The 19,533-nt window shown below is 32.9% G+C and carries 21 protein-coding genes and 1 tRNA gene; 19 read left to right on the top strand and 3 right to left on the bottom strand.

The genetic code is table 11. The annotated features are described in order from the left end of the window. Nucleotides 1–84 precede the first annotated feature (84 nt). The 6 genes from BUE10_RS12495 to BUE10_RS12465 all read left to right on the top strand — a co-directional run bounded on the left by BUE10_RS12495 (nucleotide 85) and on the right by BUE10_RS12465 (nucleotide 5,883). A complete protein-coding gene (locus BUE10_RS12495) occupies nucleotides 85–1,089 on the top strand; it encodes a hypothetical protein (protein ID WP_083598072.1) in 1,005 nt (334 codons plus the stop codon). Further along, complete coding sequence (locus BUE10_RS12490; protein ID WP_073485539.1) at nucleotides 1,049–3,406, top strand: hypothetical protein; 2,358 nt, start codon at nucleotides 1,049–1,051, stop codon at nucleotides 3,404–3,406. The genes BUE10_RS12495 and BUE10_RS12490 overlap by 41 nt, the downstream gene beginning before the upstream one ends. 9 nt (nucleotides 3,407–3,415) lie before the next feature. Then, nucleotides 3,416–3,820 carry a methylmalonyl-CoA epimerase gene (gene mce, locus BUE10_RS12485; RefSeq protein ID WP_073485537.1) on the top strand — a complete coding sequence of 135 codons (405 nt, stop codon included), beginning with the start codon at nucleotides 3,416–3,418 and terminating at the stop codon, nucleotides 3,818–3,820. A 146-nt stretch (nucleotides 3,821–3,966) separates the two neighbouring features. Further along, nucleotides 3,967–4,040: transfer RNA gene (locus BUE10_RS12480), tRNA-Ile, on the top strand. A gap of 447 nt (nucleotides 4,041–4,487) precedes the next feature. Further along, nucleotides 4,488–5,237 (top strand): hypothetical protein, encoded by a 750-nt coding sequence (locus tag BUE10_RS12470; RefSeq protein ID WP_073485533.1) that lies wholly within the window; start codon nucleotides 4,488–4,490, stop codon nucleotides 5,235–5,237. A 205-nt stretch (nucleotides 5,238–5,442) separates the two neighbouring features. After that, nucleotides 5,443–5,883 carry a very short patch repair endonuclease gene (locus BUE10_RS12465; protein WP_073485531.1) on the top strand — a complete coding sequence of 147 codons (441 nt, stop codon included), beginning with the start codon at nucleotides 5,443–5,445 and terminating at the stop codon, nucleotides 5,881–5,883. A gap of 4 nt (nucleotides 5,884–5,887) precedes the next feature. Here the strand turns inward: BUE10_RS12465 and dcm are convergent, their stop codons facing one another. Beyond that, entirely contained in the window at nucleotides 5,888–6,877 is a 990-nt protein-coding gene (dcm, locus tag BUE10_RS12460) for a DNA (cytosine-5-)-methyltransferase (RefSeq protein WP_073485530.1), read from the bottom strand. A 559-nt stretch (nucleotides 6,878–7,436) separates the two neighbouring features. Here dcm and BUE10_RS12455 point away from each other — a divergent pair. Then, entirely contained in the window at nucleotides 7,437–7,685 is a 249-nt protein-coding gene (locus tag BUE10_RS12455; RefSeq protein ID WP_073485528.1) for a hypothetical protein, read from the top strand. Nucleotides 7,686–7,718: 33 nt separating this feature from the next. On the opposite strand, the gene BUE10_RS12450 is transcribed toward BUE10_RS12455, so the two are convergent. Then, a complete protein-coding gene (locus BUE10_RS12450; protein WP_073485526.1) occupies nucleotides 7,719–8,309 on the bottom strand; it encodes a riboflavin synthase in 591 nt (196 codons plus the stop codon). 57 nt (nucleotides 8,310–8,366) lie between these two features. Here BUE10_RS12450 and pdxA point away from each other — a divergent pair, with 57 nt between their 5' ends. The 12 genes from pdxA to BUE10_RS12390 all read left to right on the top strand — a co-directional run bounded on the left by pdxA (nucleotide 8,367) and on the right by BUE10_RS12390 (nucleotide 17,055). After that, nucleotides 8,367–9,416, top strand: a complete 1,050-nt coding sequence (gene pdxA, locus BUE10_RS12445; protein WP_073485524.1) for a 4-hydroxythreonine-4-phosphate dehydrogenase PdxA — start codon at nucleotides 8,367–8,369, stop codon at nucleotides 9,414–9,416. Nucleotides 9,417–9,521: 105 nt separating this feature from the next. Then, on the top strand, nucleotides 9,522–10,064 hold the full coding sequence (locus tag BUE10_RS12440) for a YceD family protein (RefSeq protein ID WP_073485522.1): 543 nt from the start codon (nucleotides 9,522–9,524) through the stop codon (nucleotides 10,062–10,064). A gap of 9 nt (nucleotides 10,065–10,073) precedes the next feature. Continuing rightward, a complete protein-coding gene (rpmF, locus tag BUE10_RS12435) occupies nucleotides 10,074–10,268 on the top strand; it encodes a 50S ribosomal protein L32 (protein WP_008465217.1) in 195 nt (64 codons plus the stop codon). 172 nt (nucleotides 10,269–10,440) lie between these two features. Then, nucleotides 10,441–11,439, top strand: a complete 999-nt coding sequence (locus tag BUE10_RS12430; RefSeq protein ID WP_073485520.1) for a beta-ketoacyl-ACP synthase III — start codon at nucleotides 10,441–10,443, stop codon at nucleotides 11,437–11,439. A 23-nt stretch (nucleotides 11,440–11,462) separates the two neighbouring features. After that, a complete protein-coding gene (accB, locus tag BUE10_RS12425) occupies nucleotides 11,463–11,951 on the top strand; it encodes an acetyl-CoA carboxylase biotin carboxyl carrier protein (protein ID WP_056208577.1) in 489 nt (162 codons plus the stop codon). 109 nt (nucleotides 11,952–12,060) lie between these two features. Then, nucleotides 12,061–13,410: an acetyl-CoA carboxylase biotin carboxylase subunit gene (gene accC, locus BUE10_RS12420; RefSeq protein ID WP_073485519.1), complete on the top strand. Its 1,350-nt coding sequence runs from the start codon at nucleotides 12,061–12,063 to the stop codon at nucleotides 13,408–13,410. A 561-nt stretch (nucleotides 13,411–13,971) separates the two neighbouring features. Continuing rightward, nucleotides 13,972–14,268, top strand: a complete 297-nt coding sequence (locus tag BUE10_RS12415) for a hypothetical protein (RefSeq protein ID WP_073485517.1) — start codon at nucleotides 13,972–13,974, stop codon at nucleotides 14,266–14,268. Between the two features lie 69 nt (nucleotides 14,269–14,337). Next, nucleotides 14,338–14,634: a hypothetical protein gene (locus tag BUE10_RS12410; protein ID WP_073485515.1), complete on the top strand. Its 297-nt coding sequence runs from the start codon at nucleotides 14,338–14,340 to the stop codon at nucleotides 14,632–14,634. A 24-nt stretch (nucleotides 14,635–14,658) separates the two neighbouring features. After that, on the top strand, nucleotides 14,659–14,949 hold the full coding sequence (locus BUE10_RS12405; RefSeq protein ID WP_073485513.1) for a hypothetical protein: 291 nt from the start codon (nucleotides 14,659–14,661) through the stop codon (nucleotides 14,947–14,949). Nucleotides 14,950–14,968: 19 nt separating this feature from the next. Then, nucleotides 14,969–15,265: a hypothetical protein gene (locus tag BUE10_RS12400; RefSeq protein ID WP_073486115.1), complete on the top strand. Its 297-nt coding sequence runs from the start codon at nucleotides 14,969–14,971 to the stop codon at nucleotides 15,263–15,265. A 14-nt stretch (nucleotides 15,266–15,279) separates the two neighbouring features. Next, the gene (locus BUE10_RS12395) at nucleotides 15,280–15,576 is read left to right on the top strand and encodes a PepSY-like domain-containing protein (protein WP_073485511.1); all 297 of its coding nucleotides are present in this window, start codon (nucleotides 15,280–15,282) and stop codon (nucleotides 15,574–15,576) included. Nucleotides 15,577–15,705: 129 nt separating this feature from the next. Beyond that, complete coding sequence (locus tag BUE10_RS12390; protein WP_073485510.1) at nucleotides 15,706–17,055, top strand: sigma-54-dependent transcriptional regulator; 1,350 nt, start codon at nucleotides 15,706–15,708, stop codon at nucleotides 17,053–17,055. On the opposite strand, the gene BUE10_RS12385 is transcribed toward BUE10_RS12390, so the two are convergent. After that, on the bottom strand, nucleotides 17,052–19,493 hold the full coding sequence (locus tag BUE10_RS12385; RefSeq protein WP_073485508.1) for a sensor histidine kinase: 2,442 nt from the start codon (nucleotides 19,491–19,493) through the stop codon (nucleotides 17,052–17,054). The genes BUE10_RS12390 and BUE10_RS12385 overlap by 4 nt on opposite strands. Between the last annotated feature and the right edge of the window lie 40 nt (nucleotides 19,494–19,533).

Raw genomic sequence — 19,533 nt, 5'->3', positions numbered from 1 at the left:
TAGATTTACTTCTTTTTTTGAATATGAAATAAACAATAGCCTATAATTTCTTACTTTTGAGTTCAAATATAATTTCCTCCGGTTTTGATAAAAAGATTTTTTTTGGTTGTAATGGTTGTTTTGTTTTCTGCCTGCAGTAAAAATGATAAACCTATAATTGCTTTTTATTATTGGAAAACCAATTTGAAGTTTTCTTCAACAGAAAAGGAAGTTTTAAAAGATAATGACGTTCACAAGCTGTATGTTCGTTATTTTGACATTGGGCTTCATCCTGAAACGCAGTTTCCAATTCCCATAAGTCCTATTCATTTTCAGGAAAATATCCAAAATTTTGAAATTGTTCCCGTGGTTTTTATTCAAAATAAAGTAATGCTGCAAACCAATCTTGATATTGAAGATCTGGCTAAAAAGACGATTCATTTAATTGAAGAAATCAATAAAAAGAATAAAATTAATTATGCTGAAATTCAAATTGACTGCGACTGGACCTTAAACAGTAAAGACAATTATTTGAAGTTTATTGAACAGATTAAAAAGCTTTCGCAGAAAAAACTTTCGGCAACAATAAGGCTTCATCAGGTTAAATATTTCAAAAAAACTAAAATCCCGAATGTAGATCATGGCGTTTTGATGTTTTACAATATGGGAACTATTGCGCCAGATTCGTTAAACTCTATTTACAGCAAAAAAATCTCAGACAATTATTTAAAGAGTTTAAAGAAATATCCGCTTGATTTGGATTACGCATTGCCCATATATTCGTGGGCAGTTCACATTAGGAATCAAAAAGTGGTTGGACTTCGTTCGAAACTGAATTTCAGTGAACTCAAAAAGGATAAAAACTTCGTTCAGATCAATTCCATTTTTTTTAAAGCCAGACAATCAAATTATAAAAATGGTGTTTATTATGAAGAAAATGATCTCCTGAAAATAGAATCCATTTCAGCCGAAGATTTAAAAGAAATGGCCGAAGATTTAAGCGAAAACTCAGCGAAAGCCCCAAAAGAAATTATATTTTACGATTTAGACGAATTCAATTTAAAAAGTTATGAAAAGAATATTTTTGAGCAAGTTGTTTCTTGTTTCTAGTGTCACGATACTTTCGGTTTACGGAATACTATATGCCTGCGGCGGCGGTGACGATTGGGATTTTTTTGGTTACAATTCTAATTTCACGCCCGAAACTTTTGCAGATAAATCGTATTCACCATTGTTTTTGGCCGGAGATATTTTTTACGGAGTTGGTTTTGATACCAAACACAATTCGCGTTTCAACGAAAACATAAAATCAGATTGGGCAACTTATCTAAAAGGTGTTGTTGATACTACGACGGTAAATTATTTTTTAATTGGAGATGATAAGCCAAGATATTATTCTGATGAAAAAAATACGATTAAAAATAAAGAAGAAATTACAGATTTGCATGTTTTTTATAAAAACAAAAAGCAAAATCCTTCCTCAATAAAATGGGGTAAAAAAATGGCCTTGAAAGACGCAAAAGTAAAAAGCTTTGTGGAGTTTTTGTATTTGGCACAAAAAATAGAAACGGTTTCAATTGGTGAAGATTATTGGAGTTACGATCCTGTTGTGGCTAAAACTTTTAATGATTCGCAAATGATTCAGTCGATCGAAAATGTTTACAATACAACTGCCGATCCGTTTTTGAAAAACAGATATTGGTTTCTAACAATGAAAGCCCGTTTTTACAGCAACAGCAAACAAAAAGCAATTGACTTTTTTAATAAAAGCGAAAGTTCTGTTCCTAAAAACGTATTGTATTATCGCGCACTTTCGTACGTTGCCGGAATTAATTATCAGCAGAAAAAATATGCAGTTTCCAATTATTTGTACGCACAGGTTTTTGACAAATGCCCGGAATTGAGAATTGTAACGGCGTATAGTTTTCATCCAAAAAATGAAGCGGACTGGACAAAATCGCTGGCAATGGCAAAAAACAATAAAGAGAAAGCGACGCTCTGGGCGATTCACGGATTTTATAAAGATGAAAAACAAGCCATTGAAAAGATTTATGAATTAGATCCAAAAAGTGAACATTTAAATTATCTGGCGACACGATTGGTAAACAAACAAGAACAGGCGCTTAATAATTCATTTCAGCAAAAGGCAGAAGAAAATCAGCCGGTGAAAAACCAAACAGTTGCGGAGAATAAAACCGAAAACCAATCTAAAATAGATAAAAGTGCTTTTGATTTAATTGCCAAAATTTCGGCAGCAGATAATACGGCAAGACCGTATTTATGGGATTTATCTTTAGGTTATCTGCAGACTTTAAAAGGCGATTATGCAAATGCTGATAAAAGTTTTGATAAAGCGGTAAAAACACTCCCAAAAACAGAATTGGCGGGAATGCAGCTTCGTTTGTTACGCTTTGTAAATAACTTGAATAAAATTGACAAACTGACGGATAAAAACGAGAAAACAATTCTAGCCGATTTAAACTGGCTGTATTATGAACTTCCTAAAACGTATAAGGAAGGAGAGTTTCGTTATCAAAATGCTTCTTCGTGGAGCAGAAGTTATCTTTCGGCACTTTATAAAGGAAAATCAGATCCGGTAATGTCGGAGATTTTTGGTGAATCTCGCTATAGTTATTGGAATGATGGAAATGCTTTTTATGACAATGAAAAAAATCTTCTGGATATAAAAACATTTTTAGCAAAGCCAAATAAAACTGAAATCGAGAAAATTGGGGCAGGAATTTATAGTTTGAAATTGAAAGATATTAGCAATTTCCAAGCAGTTCAGGCGACTTTTAAAAATAAAATTCCCGAAGCGATTGCTTTTATGAAGGAAACAGATTCTGTTCAATATTATAAATTTTTAGGGAATCCGTTTAACGGAAGTATTAAAGATTGTCACGATTGTGATCATGCGGCGTATCAAAAAAGAAAATATACTTTTATTGATTTTCTAAATACGGTAAAAGAAATGCAGGATAAGCTGGCTCAAAAAGAAGATGTTTACACAAATAGTTTATTGCTTGGAAATGCCTTTTACAATATTTCGCATTTTGGAAACGGAAGAACTTTTTATGAAATTAGTATTGTAGGTTACGGTTCAAGTCCGTATTCGTTTAGAGATTCGATGAAAAAAATGATTACCAATTGTGATGTTTCTAAAACGTATTATCAAAAAGCATTGCTGGCTGCAACAACAAAAGAGCAAAAAGCAAAATGTATTTATTTGATTTCGAAATGTGAGCGAAACGAATATTACAATAACAAATACAATAATGTTACAAACTGGTGGAGTATTGAAGATGATAAGATTAATTTTATTGCCTGGAACGGTTTTAAAACTTTAAAAAAGGATTATTCAGATACTCAATACTATAAAGATGTAATTGCTGAATGCGGTTATTTTAATACTTACATTAATCAATAATAGAAAGTCATGGTTAATAAAATAGAACATATCGGGATCGCGGTAAAAAATATGGATGATGCAAATGTATTGTTCGAAAAAATGCTTGGCGTTCCATCTTATAAAATGGAAGCGGTAGAAAGCGAAGGTGTTTTGACTTCGTTTTTTCAAACCGGGAATAACAAGATTGAGCTTTTAGTGGCGACAAACCCAGAAAGTCCAATTGCAAAATTTCTGGAAAAGAAAGGAGAAGGAATTCATCACATCGCTTTTGATGTTGAAGATATTCATGCCGAAATTTCCCGATTAAAAAACGAAGGTTTTGTGCTGATAAATGACGTTCCGAAGAAAGGCGCCGACAATAAATTGGTAGTTTTCCTGCATCCCAAGAACACAAATGGCGTTTTGGTAGAGCTTTGTCAGGAAATTAAATAAAAAATATTACTTTTTGTTTTTAAATAAGGTCTTGAAAATCAATCTTGTTTTTAAAACTGGGACTTTGAATTGAAATTAAATGCAAATCATGTCTTAAAATATTTGGAGTGAACGAAAAATAGTAGTAATATTGCATCCTCTAAACCGGTCCTATAGCTCAGCTGGTTAGAGCACCTGACTCATAATCAGGTGGTCCCTGGTTCGAGCCCAGGTGGGACCACTTCTTTAGAAATAGAAAGCCTTTACAGAAATGTAGAGGCTTTTTTTATGCCTAAGTCTTGGCTCAATAGGAATTGGTGAATTGCAGTTGTTTTGTTTTTAAGTAAAATTACTTCTCTTTTTATTTCAATTTTGTAATTAATGAAGCATACAATTAGGATTTCAGCTTTAAGGTTTTGGGTTTCATGTTGAATCATTTCCAGATAACACATAATAATCACGCAAGATTATAAATGTTTGTTTTATAGTTATTTGCGTCAAATTTTAAAGGATTTTGTAGTGTTAAAATTTATTGAAAATTAGGAATAAGTTTAAAAAAAAGAATAAATTTGGAAGAATCAGAAGGGCTATTTTATATTTGAAAATTAGTCGTTGTAAAAATTCGAAAACATTTTAATTAGTTTTTTTATTTGTGATAAAAACAAGTATTAATTTAAATTCATAAATTATGAGAATAAGGATATTACTGTTTTTACTGTTTTTTTTTAACTTTCTTAATGCTCAGATAGGAATAGGAACAATAACACCAAATGGGGTTTTAGACATAGATTCAAGTACACAAGGTATTTTAATGCCCAGAGTTGCATTAACCGCATCTAATAGTGCGTCTCCGGTAACAAATCCTGCAGGTGGTTCTCTGGTTAGTGGAACAATTGTTTATAATACAGCCACAAATAGCAGTGGCGCAACGGCAGTTACACCAGGGTTTTATTATTGGGATGGCACAAATTGGCTGCGTATAATGAAGGATGTATATAACACACCAGTTTATGGCTTGTTTGCAGGGGCATCTCAAACAATAACTAATTCAACAGGTGCTAAAGTTTCTTTTGGAACTACTATAACTTCATCGGGAATATCATTAGCCTATAATTCTACTAATCGAACTTTTACGCTTCCGGCAGGAAAAACTTATCGAATAGATTTTGCTGTAGGATGGATAGATATCGTAAATGGTTCATTTATTCGATTCGCTTTGTTTAATGATACTGCCAATACAAAAATATCTCCTGCGGCACATTGTGAGTCAGTTGCAAACACCGGACATCAAGCCGGATCAACTACTTTTTTTCATATAGTAACTGTAGGTGCAACCCCATTAGTAGTCAGTGTTAGAACTACTGGCGGAAATACTATAAACACTACTTTAGGGGATGCCGATGCGGGGCCAACAATTTTAATTCAGTCTATTGATTAATTTTCAAATATTATGACACTCGCTGTTTTTATTGTATAGATTTATAAGATCTAAAAACATTCTTTGTTTTAAATTTCAACTTTTGCTAAAGATGTTTTTTTTATAAATAACGTATGATTTCTTTTGATTCATTTATCTAATAGGTCTTCAAAAGAAAAATAAAGTAATTTTATATTTCAAAGACAATTTTAATCTTGACAAAACGATGGATAATTTAACTCCCGAACAAAGGAGAAAAAATATGCAGGCTATAAAAAGCACGGCAACTACGCAAGAAGTCAGGCTTGCCAAAGCTTTGTGGGAATTAGGTTATCGCTATCGAAAAAACAATAAAAAAGTATTCGGTAAACCAGATTTGACTTTTGCAAAATATAAAATCGCCATTTTTATAGACAGTGAATTTTTTCACGGCAAAGATTGGGAAACCCAGCAATTGCGAATTAAATCAAATCGTGACTATTGGATTCCGAAAATCGAACGGAATATGAACCGGGATGTTGAGGTCAACGCTTTTTTGATTTCAAAAAAATGGAAAGTAATTCGGTTTTGGAGTAAAGAAGTTCAAAAAGAATTGGATAGTTGTGTAGCAAAAATCCGTGAAGAAATAGAATCTTCAAAAATAAAAAAAGAAGAAAAAAAGAGTTGAAATTTTATACTTTTTCTTTCTTCTTTTCTTTTGCTTCGACTTTTTCAATAACCTTAAAAATTTCTTCAGCCAGTCTTTGAATAACCGGCATGCTAACCGAATTTCCCGCTTGTTTGTATAAGCTTGAATTGGAAATTGCAGGCAGTTTATAATCATCAGGAAAGCCCTGAAGTCTAAAACATTCTCTTGGAGTCAGTTTTCTAAAGCCAAAATCGGTTGTAATGATCGGAACGTTGTGTCCACCTGTTCCCATATTGGCTGTTAGAGTAGGACATAAGCCCGATTTATTTTCTCTAACATATTGTCTTCTAAATTGATAGATGTGGTTTTTATTTACAACCGCTTCCTTCAATTTATTGTACATGTACTTCTCTTCGCCATAATAAAATTTATCAGAAACTTTTTCTGTAATAATTAAATCTTTAATAGACTTTGTTAATTGTTCCTTTTCGGGGAATTTAAACTTGAAACTTTTGTTGTTTAAGAAGTCTTTGTCAAAAGCAATCATGAAAAGTCGCTCTCTGTTATGCGGCGTATTTCCAAAATCTTTGGTGTTTAAAATAGAACTGTCAAAAGTATAATTGCGTTTTTTTATTTCACTCTTTATCACTTTTAATGTGTTTCCTTTATCGTGTCCTTTTAGGTTTTTGACATTTTCAAGAAAAACCACTTTGGGTCTAATTTCGTCAATGAAATCCAGAATTTTAAAAAAATGATTTCCTCTTCGGTCGTCAAAACCTTTTCGGTGACCAGCCAGTGAAAAAGGCTGACAAGGAAAACCGCCTGTTAAAACATCTACTTTATCAAGAGTTGTCACGTCAAGATCCATCACATCACCTTCAATAAGATTGTGTTTGAAATTGTTTCTATACGTAACGCAGGCTTTTTTGTCAAATTCGTTAGCCCATTTCAAATCAAAACCAGCTTTTTCAAAACCTAAACATATACCGCCTACACCTGCATACAAACTTCCAACTGTATATTTATTTTTCATTTATTAATGGCTGTTTTTGACTCAAAAAAAGTCTTAAGATCTTTTGTTATGGATTTATTGAATGCAAATATATTAATTCAGAAATATTTGATCGTTCTTCGAATTTGAAAAAGAAAGAATTTGATATTTTTTCAGCGTTTCAAACTACAGTTCTTTCTGACTTATTGAAATTTACCCCATTTTTTTTGAAAAAAATATCTTGCTGTGTTTTTTAAGAAATTTAAAAGTCTGGATTAAAACTGAATTTGAATTTAATATTTAAGTTTTGTGCAATAAATATCTGAAATACAGAGTTTAATATATGTTGTGCTAGTGAAGAAAATGAAGAAAATAAATAGAAATTTTGATGTTTTTTATCTGAATTTTGTTATTTTTAGATCTGAATCTCTTTCTATTACGTATATTATTTTTACATCACTTAATTGATTTTAAAGTTGTTTTTTTGTAAAAATCGTATACTTTTGCGAAAGAATTTCCGTGTAGATAACATTTTTGTGATGTGTCTCTATAAAAATATTTGCCCCTAGTATTATTTATTGAATCTCAGCACGTTTAACCTATGAAGATAATAAGAATTATTTTATTAGCATTTTTTTTAATTGTATCGAATGTGTCGGTACTTTTAGCTAACACGCCGCCGCCGCCATCTGCAACGGCTAAATCTGCGTCAACGACAGCAGAAGAAGATGATGAAATACCGCCTCCGGGGCTGCCAATTAATGATCATATACCATACCTGTTAGCAGGAGGATTTATTTTAGGAATGACAATTATATACCGAAACAAAATAAAAAAAGCTTCAGTTTAAACTGAAGCTTTTTTATGCAGTAACTTTTTTGGATTATTTGTTTATTGCGTAAAGTCTTGAAATGTATTTTCCAACAACATCAAACTCTAAATTTATTTTAGTACCTACTTTAAAGTCTTTGAAATTGGTGTTTTCAAAAGTATAAGGGATTATTGAAACGCTAAACACGTTTGTTTTAGAGTTTACAACTGTTAAGCTGACTCCGTTTACGGTAATCGATCCTTTTTCAATTGTAATATTGTTTAGGGTTTGGTCATATTCAAAAGTGTAATTCCAGCTTCCGTTTGCTTCTTCAATTTTTGTACATGTTCCGGTTTGGTCTACATGACCCTGAACAATATGTCCGTCAAGGCGGTCGCCAAGTTTCATTCCTCTTTCCAGATTTACGATATCATTAGCTTTCCAGTCGCCAATATTGGTTTTTAAAATCGTTTCTTCAATAGCAGTAACGGTATAGTGTGAATCTTTTATAGCAACAACCGTAAGGCATATTCCGTTATGCGAAACGCTTTGGTCGATTTTTAATTCGTTAGTGATCGATGACTCAACCGTAACATGAAGATTGTTTTTGTCTTTTTGTATTTCGTGGATTCTTCCAAGGGTTTCAATAATTCCTGTAAACATTGTAGTTTTATTTTACTAAATTTGCACATCAAAATTAGTAATAAATAAGCTGAGCTCATGAATAAAAAAGCAGAAAATATAATTGTTGGAATTTCAGTTGGAGATTTAAACGGTATTGGAAGCGAAGTTATACTAAAAACATTCGAAGATTCCCGAATGTTAGAATTGTGTACACCTGTTATTTTTGCAAATGCTAAAATCCTTTCTTTCGTTAAAAAAAGTTTTACTTCAACTGTACAGTTTCACGGTGTTGATAAATTAGAACAGGTAATTCCGGGGAAAGTAAATGTTTTAAATCTTTGGAGAGAAGGAGTAGATATTAATTTAGGTACTAATAATGAAAAAATTGGTGAGTATGCAATAAAATCTTTTGTAGCAGCGACTAAGGCTTTAAAAGAAGGTTCTATTGATGTTTTAGTTACGGCACCAATTAATAAATATAATATTCAGTCAGAAGATTTTAAATTTCCGGGACATACCGATTATCTGGATCAGGAATTAGAAGGAAATGCACTGATGATGATGGTTCAGGATAGTTTAAGAGTTGGTTTGTTAACAGATCATGTGCCGTTAAATGAAGTTTCATCTCATTTAACAGAAGAATTAATTACCAGAAAAATCGAAACAATCAGAAAATCTCTTATTCAGGATTTTAGTATAGTAAAACCAAAAATTGCAGTTTTAGGATTAAATCCTCATAGCGGCGACGGCGGAGTTATTGGAAAAGAAGAAGATTTGATCTTAAAGCCCGTTTTGAAGAAAATATTTGACAGTGGTACGATGGTTTTTGGGCCATTTTCTGCCGATGGATTTTTTGGAAGCGGTCAATATGAGAAATATGATGCTATTGTAGCAACATATCACGATCAGGGATTAATTCCGTTTAAAACGCTTTCATTTGGAAAAGGAGTTAATTATACAGCTGGATTAAATAAAGTTAGAACCTCGCCAGATCACGGCACAGCATATGATATTGCTGGAAAAGACATGGCAGATTTTAATTCGTTTAAAGAAGCAGTTTACCTTGCGCTTGATATTTTTCGCTCGCGTAATCAGTATGAGGAGATTAGCGAAAAACCTCTTAAAATAAAAGAAAAACAGTTATAAACAAAAAAAGGTGAATAAGATTATTAGATTTATAATAATTTTATATCTTTGCACCCCAATTCAGATATGTAGTTTTGTATTTGAATTAAACAAATTGATGTTGAAATGAGCAAATCAAAAGAATTTTTAATTCCTTTTATAGGGTTAAAGCTGGGAAAACACCATTTTGAGTATCAAATAAGTAACACGTTCTTTAAGGACTTTGACTATGAAGAGTTTCAAAGTTCAGATATTAAAGTGAGTTTGGTTTTCGATAAGAAAAGCAACATGTTAGAGTTAGAATTCAAACACAAAGGGACTGTAAATGTACCTTGTGATTTAACCGGCGAAGATTTTGATTTACCTATTAAGGGGAAAATGAAGTTAATTGTTCGTTTTGGAGATGAGTTCAATAATGATAATGAAGAATTGTTGATTTTGCCGCATGGAGAACATGAATTAGATGTGTCACAATACATTTATGAAATGATTGCACTTTCGGTGCCCCAAAAAAGAATTCATCCTGGCGTTAAAGACGGAACATTACAAACCGAAGCTTTAACAAAATTGAATGAATTAAGTGTAAAAGAACAGAAGGAAGAGAGTAATAAAGAAGAAGATATTGACCCGCGTTGGGAAAAATTAAAGAAACTATTAACGGATAAATAATATAGTAAAATGGCACATCCTAAGAGAAAAACCTCGAAAACAAGAAGAGATAAGAGAAGAACACATTATAAAGCTACTGTAGCTCAAATCGCTACATGTCCTATTACTGGTGAGGCACATTTATACCACAGAGCTTACTGGCATGAAGGTAAAATGTACTACAGAGGGCAAGTTGTTATCGATAAATCTGAAGCGGTTGCTTAATACGTTTTTGTAAATTATACTGGAACTCTCACATAGTGAGAGTTTTTTTTGTTGGTTATAATTTTCGTTTTTTAAGAAAATACAGGCAAATTCGCTTCGTTTTTTTTTGTAATTTTCAAGTCTTTTAAAAATTTTTCAAATAATAATATTTGAAAGGAAATAATAGAATATAATGAATACAATCACAGCCGCAATTACCGCTGTTGGAGGCTACGTTCCAGACTTTGTACTTTCAAACAAAGTATTGGAAACAATGGTAGATACCAATGACGAATGGATTACCACTCGTACAGGAATTAAAGAAAGAAGAATTCTTAAAGATGCTGACAAAGGAACGTCGTACCTTGCCATACAAGCAGCAAAGGATTTAATAGCAAAAGCTAATATTGATCCTTTAGAAATTGACATGGTTATTATGGCAACAGCAACACCAGATATGATGGTAGCTTCTACGGGAGTTTATGTTGCAACAGAAATTGGAGCTACAAATGCATTCGCATACGATTTGCAGGCAGCTTGTTCAAGTTTCTTATACGGAATGTCTACTGCTGCGGCTTATGTACAATCTGGAAGATATAAAAAAGTATTATTAATTGGTGCAGATAAAATGTCATCAATTGTAGATTATACAGATAGAGCAACTTGTATTATTTTTGGTGATGGAGCTGGAGCAGTATTGTTTGAGCCAAATTACGAAGGTTTAGGTTTACAGGATGAATATTTAAGAAGTGATGGTGTAGGACGCGATTTTCTTAAAATTCCTGCAGGAGGTTCTTTGATCCCGCCTAGTGAAGAAACTGTAAAAAACAGACAGCACAATATTATGCAAGACGGGAAAACCGTTTTCAAATATGCTGTTACTAATATGGCCGATGCAAGCGAATTGATTTTGCAAAGAAATAATTTAACAAATCAGGATGTTGATTGGTTAGTGCCGCATCAGGCTAATAAGCGTATTATTGATGCTACGGCCGGAAGATTGGAATTAGAAGATTCTAAAGTACTGGTTAATATCGAAAGATATGGAAACACTACTTCTGGAACTTTACCATTAGTATTAGCTGATTTTGAAGATAAGCTTAAAAAAGGAGATAATGTTATTTTTGCTGCATTTGGTGGTGGATTCACTTGGGGATCTATTTACTTAAAATGGGCTTACGATAAAAAATAAATCAAAACTAAAAACGAATCATTATGGATTTAAAAGAAATTCAAAACCTAATCAAATTTGTAGCAAATTCGGGAGTTGCAGAAGTTAAGTTAGAAATGGATGATGTAAAAATCACGATTAGAACAACTTTAGAAGGAAATGTTACTGAGACTACTTATGTACAGCAATTACCAGCTCAGGCTGCATTGCCGCAAGCTGCACCGCAAGTTACAGCTCCAATAGTTGTAAATACTGCTGCTGAAACTCAGGCGCCAGCTGCTGCAGATTCTAAATATGTTACTATAAAATCTCCAATCATTGGAACATTCTATAGAAAACCATCTCCAGATAAGCCAGTTTTCACTGAAGTAGGAAGCACTATCGCAAAAGGTGATGTTCTTTGTGTAATTGAAGCAATGAAATTATTCAACGAAATAGAATCAGAAATTTCAGGTAAAATTGTAAAAATTCTTGTTGACGATATGTCTCCAGTTGAATTTGATCAACCTTTATTCTTAGTAGATCCATCATAAATAAATTTAGATTTTAGATTTTAGATTTTAGAAGGATTCGAAAGAAAATTTTGTTAACCATCTAAAATTATCTAATTATCAAATTGTCTAATTATCTAATTAAAATAAGATGTTTAAAAAAATATTAATTGCGAATAGAGGAGAAATTGCACTTCGTGTAATTCGTACATGTAAAGAAATGGGAATCAAAACTGTAGCAGTTTATTCTACAGCCGATGCAGAAAGTCTACATGTTAAATTTGCTGACGAAGCGGTTTGTATTGGACCTCCTCCAAGTAACTTATCGTATTTAAAAATGTCAAATATTATTGCTGCTGCAGAAATTACAAATGCAGACGCAATACACCCAGGATATGGTTTCCTTTCTGAGAATGCTAAATTCTCAAAAATTTGTCAAGAGCACGGAATCAAATTTATTGGTGCGGCTCCTGAAATGATCGACAGAATGGGAGATAAAGCTTCTGCAAAAGCTACAATGAAAGCTGCAGGAGTACCTTGTGTGCCAGGTTCAGACGGATTACTTGATTCTTATGAGCATGCACAAAAAACAGCAGCTGAAATTGGTTACCCAGTAATGATGAAAGCTACTGCTGGTGGTGGTGGAAAAGGAATGCGTGCAATCTGGAAAGAAGAAGAGCTTTTAAAAGCTTGGGAAAGCGCACGTCAGGAAGCTGCTGCCGCTTTTGGAAATGACGGAATGTACATGGAGAAACTTATTGAAGAACCACGTCATATCGAAATTCAGGTTGTTGGAGATTCTTACGGAAAAGCGTGTCACCTTTCTGAAAGAGATTGCTCTGTGCAGCGTCGTCACCAAAAACTTACCGAAGAAACACCTTCGCCTTTCATGACAGATGACTTACGTACAAGAATGGGAGAAGCTGCTGTAAAAGCTGCTGAATTCATTAAATACGAAGGAGCTGGAACGGTAGAATTTCTTGTGGACAAACACAGAAACTTTTATTTCATGGAAATGAATACTCGTATTCAGGTTGAGCACCCAATTACGGAACAAGTAATTGATTACGATTTAATTCGTGAGCAAATTATGGTTGCTGCCGGAATTCCAATCTCTGGAAAAAACTATCTTCCAGAATTACACGCTATCGAATGTCGTATTAATGCTGAAGATCCTTATAACGATTTTCGCCCTTCACCAGGAAAAATTACTACGCTTCATATGCCAGGAGGACACGGAGTTCGTTTAGATACTCACGTTTACTCAGGATACAGCATTCCACCAAATTACGATTCTATGATTGCTAAGTTAATTACAACAGCGCAGTCTCGTGAAGAAGCGATCAGCAAAATGCGTAGAGCTCTTGACGAATTTGTAATTGAAGGTGTGAAAACTACAATCCCTTTCCACAGACAATTAATGGATGATCCAAAATATATTGCAGGAGATTATACAACTGCATTTATGGATACTTTCAAAATGAAACCTATTGAGGAATAATAAATAACTAAAGCTGTCGGTTTTTCGACAGCTTTTTTTTATAATCAAATTTAAACCCGACAACTTTCTAAAAGTTATCGGGTTTTGTTTTTTATATCTATCCATTAAACCGGATTAAAATCCGGTCCTACAATATAATTAGAGCCGAAGGCTCTTCAGACAAAGTTCCGAAGGAACATATTATATTGTAGAGCTGGACTTCAGTTTTTTTATATCTATACATTAAACTGGACTGAAGTCCAGCCCTACCATATAGTTCGAGCCGAAGGCTCTTCAAAGTTCCAAAGGAACATATTATATTGTAGAGCTGGACTTCAGTCCAGTTTAAACAAAAGAATATTATTTGTTTAAAATAGCGAAGTATACACAATAAGTGTATACTTTTTACACACTTCTACCTCAAAGTATACACTTTTATACTATTCAATTTTTGGCACATTTTAAGTAATTCCTTTATTTATAGGCTTTAAAGAGGTTTTAAGGTTGCTATTTGGTTTTCGGCACAATAGTTTCTTTATCTAAAGTGTAAACAAACTATTAACTATTTAAAATATACACATTATGAAAAATTTATTTTTATCAGCCGCGATCGTTTTAGGAGGTTTAACATCATTTGCTTCAACTTCTCCAATAACGAATTCTATTGTAAAAGTAATTTCTGTTGCAGACGAATACGTTGAAATTAAATTAGAAGAATTACCAGCTCCAATTACTGAAGCTTTGAAAAAAGCTTACCCTGACGCAGTAATTACTAAAGCTTACAAAAATGAAAAGTCAGAATATAAATTGGATGTTACTGTAGGTGAAAAGGTAGGAAATCTTTTTGCTAATGCTGACGGAACCTGGATTAAAAAATAATCTTATGTGCCGTGAAAATCCAAATTAAGAATACGAAGATTAAATTAAGAATACTAAAAAATAATTATCATGAAAAATTTATTTTTATCAGCCGCAATCGTTTTGGGAGGTTTAACATCATTTGCTTCTACTTCGCCAATTACAAATACTATCGTAAAAGCAGTATCATTTCAAGATGATTACACTGAAATTAATGTGACAGAAGTGCCGGCAGCGGTAACAGATGCACTTAAAAAAGCTTATCCGGACGCAGTTCTTACTAAAGCATACAAAAACAGTGCTTCTCAATACAAACTAGAAGTAACAGTTGGAGACAAAGTAGGTTCTCTTTATGCTAACGCCGATGGATCTTGGGTAAAAAAATAAAAAGCTAACCCTAAAACTATTATTATGAAAAAGCTAATATTATCGGCAGCAATCCTTTTAGGAGGACTGTCAATACAAGCAGAAAATACTGTTTTAACCACCACAACAGTAAATACAATAAACGATCAGGACGATTATAAAGAAGTCGATGCTGTTCCAGCTGCGATTAAAAAATCACTTGATGAAGCTTATCCAGGTGTAAAACTGGAGAAAGCATATGTGAATTCAAAAAAAGAATATAAAATTGAGGTTACAGTAAGAGGCGAAAAATCAATCGTTTATACTGATGCCGCAGGAACTATTCTTAAAAAATAACTCTAAATCTTTAAGCATTATGAAAAAGTTAATCTTATCAGCAGCAATTATTTTAGGAGGTTTGTCAATTCAGGCAGCAACTCCATTACAATCAAATTCAGTAGTAAAATCAGTAAATGTTCAGGATGAATATACTGAAGTTGCTCCAGATGCCGTACCGGCAGCTGTAAAATCTACAATTGAAAAATCGTTTGTAGGTTCTAAATTGGAAAAAGCATGGAAAAATGCTAAGGACGAGTACAAACTTGAAATTTCAAAAGAAGGTAAGAAATATACTTTTTTTACTGATGCTTCAGGAAATATCATTAAAAAATAATTAAACAGAGCAATATGAAAAAGTTAGCCATCTCAGCAGCTATTCTTTTAGGATGCTTATCAATTCCTGCAATAGCAGAGATAACTCCAAATAAAGTAAAAACGGCAGTTTCTGTTCAAACAGAATATACTGAAATTAGCACAGATGTTGTTCCGGCAGCTGTAAAGACTGCTCTGCAAACCGCTTATCCAAATGCAAAACTGGAAAAAGCGTATGTTAATGATAAAAAAGAATACAAATTAGAAATATCGGTTGGTGACCAAAAGGCTACTGTGTATTCAGATGTCAATGGCAACTGGTTGAAGATATAATTAGGTGAAATTAGATTTATGTTTTTGGTGAAAAAGAGATTGCATTGTGCAATCTCTTTTTTTTTCGCATAATTTTAAGAAATTATAACTTTAATAGTATTATTTTAGCAAAAAAGTCCCTCCAATCACATGTCAAAGATATTAGTAATAGAAGATGATATTTCGTTTTGCAAATTATTAGAGAAATTTCTAGTAAAAAACCAATACGAAGTAAGTATCGCATTTTCTGCGTCAGAAGCCAGATCGGCAATCAAAAACGAATCTTTCGATTTGATTTTGACAGATCTTCGCTTGCCTGATTCTGACGGAATTGTACTGATGTCTGAAATTAAGAATTCACACCCTGAAATTCCGGTAATCTTAATGACTGGATATTCTGACGTTAATACGGCTGTAAAAGCAATTAAAAACGGTGCGGCCGATTATATTTCGAAGCCTTTTAATCCAGATGAGGTTTTATTGGTCATTACAAATGCATTGAAAACTTCAGGAATTGAAGAAGACGAAGCTCCGGTTAAACAAAAAAAAGCGGTAAAAAAAAACATTTCTGCTGAAAATGAATTTGTACGCGGAATTTCTGTCGCTTCAAAAAAACTTTTAGATCATATTCAATTGGTAAGTCCAACAGATATGTCAGTTTTAATCATTGGGGAAAGTGGAACGGGAAAAGAAATTATTGCCAAAAGCATTCACCAGCAAAGTCATAGAAAAAACAATAATTTTATTGCAGTCGACTGCGGAGCTATTCCAAAAGAACTGGCAGCAAGCGAATTTTTCGGACATTTAAAAGGATCTTTCACCGGAGCAATCAGCGACAAAATGGGATATTTTGAAGCAGCAAACGGTGGAACTCTTTTTCTGGACGAAATAGGAAACCTTTCATACGAAAACCAAATTCAGTTATTGCGTGCACTTCAGGAAAGAAAAATTAAACCTGTTGGAAGCAATAAAGAAATAAACGTCGATATCCGCATTATTACCGCTACAAACGAAGATTTACGTGAGGCAGTAAAAAACGGCGATTTTAGAGAAGATTTATACCATAGAATCAACGAATTCTCCATTCAGTCTCCATCTTTAAAAGACCGCGACGAAGATTTAATGGTTTTTGCCGATTATTTTCTTGAAAAAGCCAATCAGCAATTAAATAAAGAGGTAATAGGATTTTCTCCAGAAGTAGTTTCTATTTTCCAAAATTACAACTGGCCGGGAAATTTACGGGAACTACAAAACTGTGTAAAACGTGCAACACTTTTAACGCAAGGCGATTTTATTGAAAGCGATGTTTTGCCAATTGAATTTTTCCAATCTCAGAAACAACCGGGTTTTAGCGGCAGTTTTTCTTTATCAGATAATGAAAAAGAAGCCATAATTCAAGCGTTAAACAGAACACAGAACAATAAATCGGAAGCGGCTAAACTGCTTAAAATTACCAGAAAAACGCTTTACAATAAATTAAAGCATTATAATATAGATTAAACAATTTCTTCTTCTAAAAGAGCAAAAAGTTTGTTTGTTTTTGCTTTAAGAGCTTCAAAAATATCTCTCGAATCTGCAGCTTCAAGATTATTTTGTTCCAGCGTTTTTAATAGAATGCCAATATCGCGCGCTTCTATTTGTCTAAACATGGGCGCAATACGATGCGCTATAGAATTTATTTCAGGAACATTTTTTTCATTAATAGCATTTTCAAGCAATTCTAAATTTTCGTTACTGCTTATTATAAAAGCTTTTAATACATCGTGTAAAGCATCTTTGTCATTGCCCAAAAATTCTTTTAAAGTATCTAAAGTATACAATTTAGAAGAAGCGGTTTCTTCAACTTCATTTATTGCTGCTTTTGGAAGTGTGTCATTATCCAAAATATGCTGAATTGTTTCTAATAATATTTTAGGCGAATACGGTTTATTTACAACGGTTGTAAAACCAGCTTCGGTATAAACGGCAGCATCTAAATCTGTTCTTCCGGTTAAGGCAATTACAGGCTGATTTTTATAAATACCTTTTTCAGAATTTTGAAGACTTTTCAAAAACATAAAACCGTCCATTTCCGGCATTTGAATATCAGTAATCACAAAATCAAAATTAGTATTCTGGATCGCTTCTAATGCTTTTACAGCATTGCTAAAAGATAAAACCTGATGTCCTTCTTGTCTTAAAACACCGCTGGTTAAATTCAGCAGATTAATATCATCGTCAATTACAACGAAAGTCTGTTTTTTCGTATTTCGTGCAATGTTTCTTTTTATTTCTTCAATCGTAATTTCGCTTTGATCAAAAATTAAAGGAATTTTAATTTCAAATGTACTTCCTTTCCCAAAAGTACTTTCGAGACTTATTCTTCCGCCCATAAACGAAATTATCTTTTGACAGATGGATAGACCTAAACCAGTTCCGCCATATTTTTTTTCGATATTTTCATTTGCCTGTGCAAACTCTTCAAATACTAATTTTTGATTTCCTTTTTCAATTCCAATTCCCGTATCTTCGATTGTAATAATAAAGAAATTTTCATTTTCGGTAACATACGAACTGATTTTGATATGACCTTCTTCCGTAAATTTATAAGCGTTCCCAATAATATTGGTCAAAATTTGTTTCAGTCGAAACGGATCGCCAACAATTCTGGTTTTCAGTTTTTCGTCCACATTAATTATTAAATCAATGTTTTTTTCTTTGTAAACCGTTTGAATATTTCTTGCCGTATCTTCAATAAGTTCAGGAAGATAAAACGGAACTTTTTCTATCGTAACTTTTCCAGCTTCAATTCTCGAAAAATCTAATAAATCCTGAACCAACTGCGTGATATATTCAGATGAATTTTTGATGTTTTTAATGAAATAAGACTGTTTTGTATTAACATCAGAATTGCCTAAAAGTTCAGAATAACCCACAATGGTACTCAAAGGCGTTTTTAAATCGTGGCTTACTGTCGAAATTAACTGTTCGCGACTTTTTAATAAATTCTTGGTTTTAAAATTCGCAATTTCAAGCTGTTTTTTATAAACCTGAGATTTTGAATAATCGCTTACAATTAAAACAGAAAAAAACAAAGTCAAAATTAAACCCGCAATCGCCGAAGCCGTTACAATCTCGTTGACTTTTTTAAGTGATTTTTCTTTTAAAGAATTGTTTTTTATCGAATTGATGATAATTTCCCTTTCGATGATTCGAAGTACTTTTCGAAGCTGTTCAGAAATAGCAATTTCGTTTTTCAGTAATTTGTTTTCCTCAAAATTCAGCGTTTCTTTTTTCTTTTCTGCCTTCAATTTTACGTTACTGAGCAGTTTTTTAGAATTAGCCAAAATAGAATCCGAAGCTTTTTTACTCAACGTATTCGTGCTGTCGTCAGGAATATTCTGGTTTAAATAATCCACATATTTCTGCAGTACATTTCGCTGATAACTTCCTAGTTCATTTGGGTTTTTGGTAAAATCCTGAAGTTCCAGTTTTCGAAGATTAAACTCCATTTTGGTAATTTCGTCAATCGCGTTATTGACCGAAACTTCGTCTTCGGCTTTATTTTTTATCGTTTTTAATTGTCGGATATTTTCTGTTTTTTCAGATAACAAATACGTAACACTATCCAATAAAACTTTTTGATATTCTGTAGTAACAATTTGTTTTAAAGTATCGATTCTTGCTTTTAAAGAATCGGTTTCGATAAGGTAACTTTTAAAATCCGTTTCAGAATTGGTTTGAATCGTTTTCCTCGCTAAACTCTCTGTTTTATAAACATTCGAAAACAATTTGCTTACACGGAGAATTTTGGTTTTTTCCTGAGCAATTTTATCTTCCAGTTTATTATAAACCACATTTTCAGAATATAGAAACCACCCCACAGTAACCACCAAAGCAAGTAATGCAACATAACTGAATAAAACCTTAAGTGCTGTATAACTTTTTTTGCTTTCCATAGTGTTTATTTGGCGTTTACGAAGTTTACTAAAATTACAA

The organism is Flavobacterium sp. CF108 (assembly GCF_900129795.1).
Lineage (GTDB): Bacteria > Bacteroidota > Bacteroidia > Flavobacteriales > Flavobacteriaceae > Flavobacterium.
The sequence above is the reverse complement of the archived record's forward strand: the minus strand, read 5'-3'. Positions and strand labels throughout refer to the sequence as shown.

Bases quoted from the DNA above. Each gene is read 5' to 3' on its own strand.
- BUE10_RS12490 (WP_073485539.1), top strand. From the start codon at position 1,049: ATGAAAAGAATATTTTTGAGCAAGTTGTTTCTTGTTTCTAGTGTCACG.
- mce (WP_073485537.1), top strand. From the start codon at position 3,416: ATGGTTAATAAAATAGAACATATCGGGATCGCGGTAAAAAATATGGAT.
- BUE10_RS12470 (WP_073485533.1), top strand. From the start codon at position 4,488: ATGAGAATAAGGATATTACTGTTTTTACTGTTTTTTTTTAACTTTCTT.
- BUE10_RS12465 (WP_073485531.1), top strand. From the start codon at position 5,443: ATGGATAATTTAACTCCCGAACAAAGGAGAAAAAATATGCAGGCTATA.
- dcm (WP_073485530.1), bottom strand. From the start codon at position 6,877: ATGAAAAATAAATATACAGTTGGAAGTTTGTATGCAGGTGTAGGCGGT.
- BUE10_RS12455 (WP_073485528.1), top strand. From the start codon at position 7,437: ATGAAGATAATAAGAATTATTTTATTAGCATTTTTTTTAATTGTATCG.
- BUE10_RS12450 (WP_073485526.1), bottom strand. From the start codon at position 8,309: ATGTTTACAGGAATTATTGAAACCCTTGGAAGAATCCACGAAATACAA.
- pdxA (WP_073485524.1), top strand. From the start codon at position 8,367: ATGAATAAAAAAGCAGAAAATATAATTGTTGGAATTTCAGTTGGAGAT.
- BUE10_RS12440 (WP_073485522.1), top strand. From the start codon at position 9,522: ATGAGCAAATCAAAAGAATTTTTAATTCCTTTTATAGGGTTAAAGCTG.
- rpmF (WP_008465217.1), top strand. From the start codon at position 10,074: ATGGCACATCCTAAGAGAAAAACCTCGAAAACAAGAAGAGATAAGAGA.
- BUE10_RS12430 (WP_073485520.1), top strand. From the start codon at position 10,441: ATGAATACAATCACAGCCGCAATTACCGCTGTTGGAGGCTACGTTCCA.
- accB (WP_056208577.1), top strand. From the start codon at position 11,463: ATGGATTTAAAAGAAATTCAAAACCTAATCAAATTTGTAGCAAATTCG.
- accC (WP_073485519.1), top strand. From the start codon at position 12,061: ATGTTTAAAAAAATATTAATTGCGAATAGAGGAGAAATTGCACTTCGT.
- BUE10_RS12415 (WP_073485517.1), top strand. From the start codon at position 13,972: ATGAAAAATTTATTTTTATCAGCCGCGATCGTTTTAGGAGGTTTAACA.
- BUE10_RS12410 (WP_073485515.1), top strand. From the start codon at position 14,338: ATGAAAAATTTATTTTTATCAGCCGCAATCGTTTTGGGAGGTTTAACA.
- BUE10_RS12405 (WP_073485513.1), top strand. From the start codon at position 14,659: ATGAAAAAGCTAATATTATCGGCAGCAATCCTTTTAGGAGGACTGTCA.
- BUE10_RS12400 (WP_073486115.1), top strand. From the start codon at position 14,969: ATGAAAAAGTTAATCTTATCAGCAGCAATTATTTTAGGAGGTTTGTCA.
- BUE10_RS12395 (WP_073485511.1), top strand. From the start codon at position 15,280: ATGAAAAAGTTAGCCATCTCAGCAGCTATTCTTTTAGGATGCTTATCA.
- BUE10_RS12390 (WP_073485510.1), top strand. From the start codon at position 15,706: ATGTCAAAGATATTAGTAATAGAAGATGATATTTCGTTTTGCAAATTA.
- BUE10_RS12385 (WP_073485508.1), bottom strand. From the start codon at position 19,493: ATGGAAAGCAAAAAAAGTTATACAGCACTTAAGGTTTTATTCAGTTAT.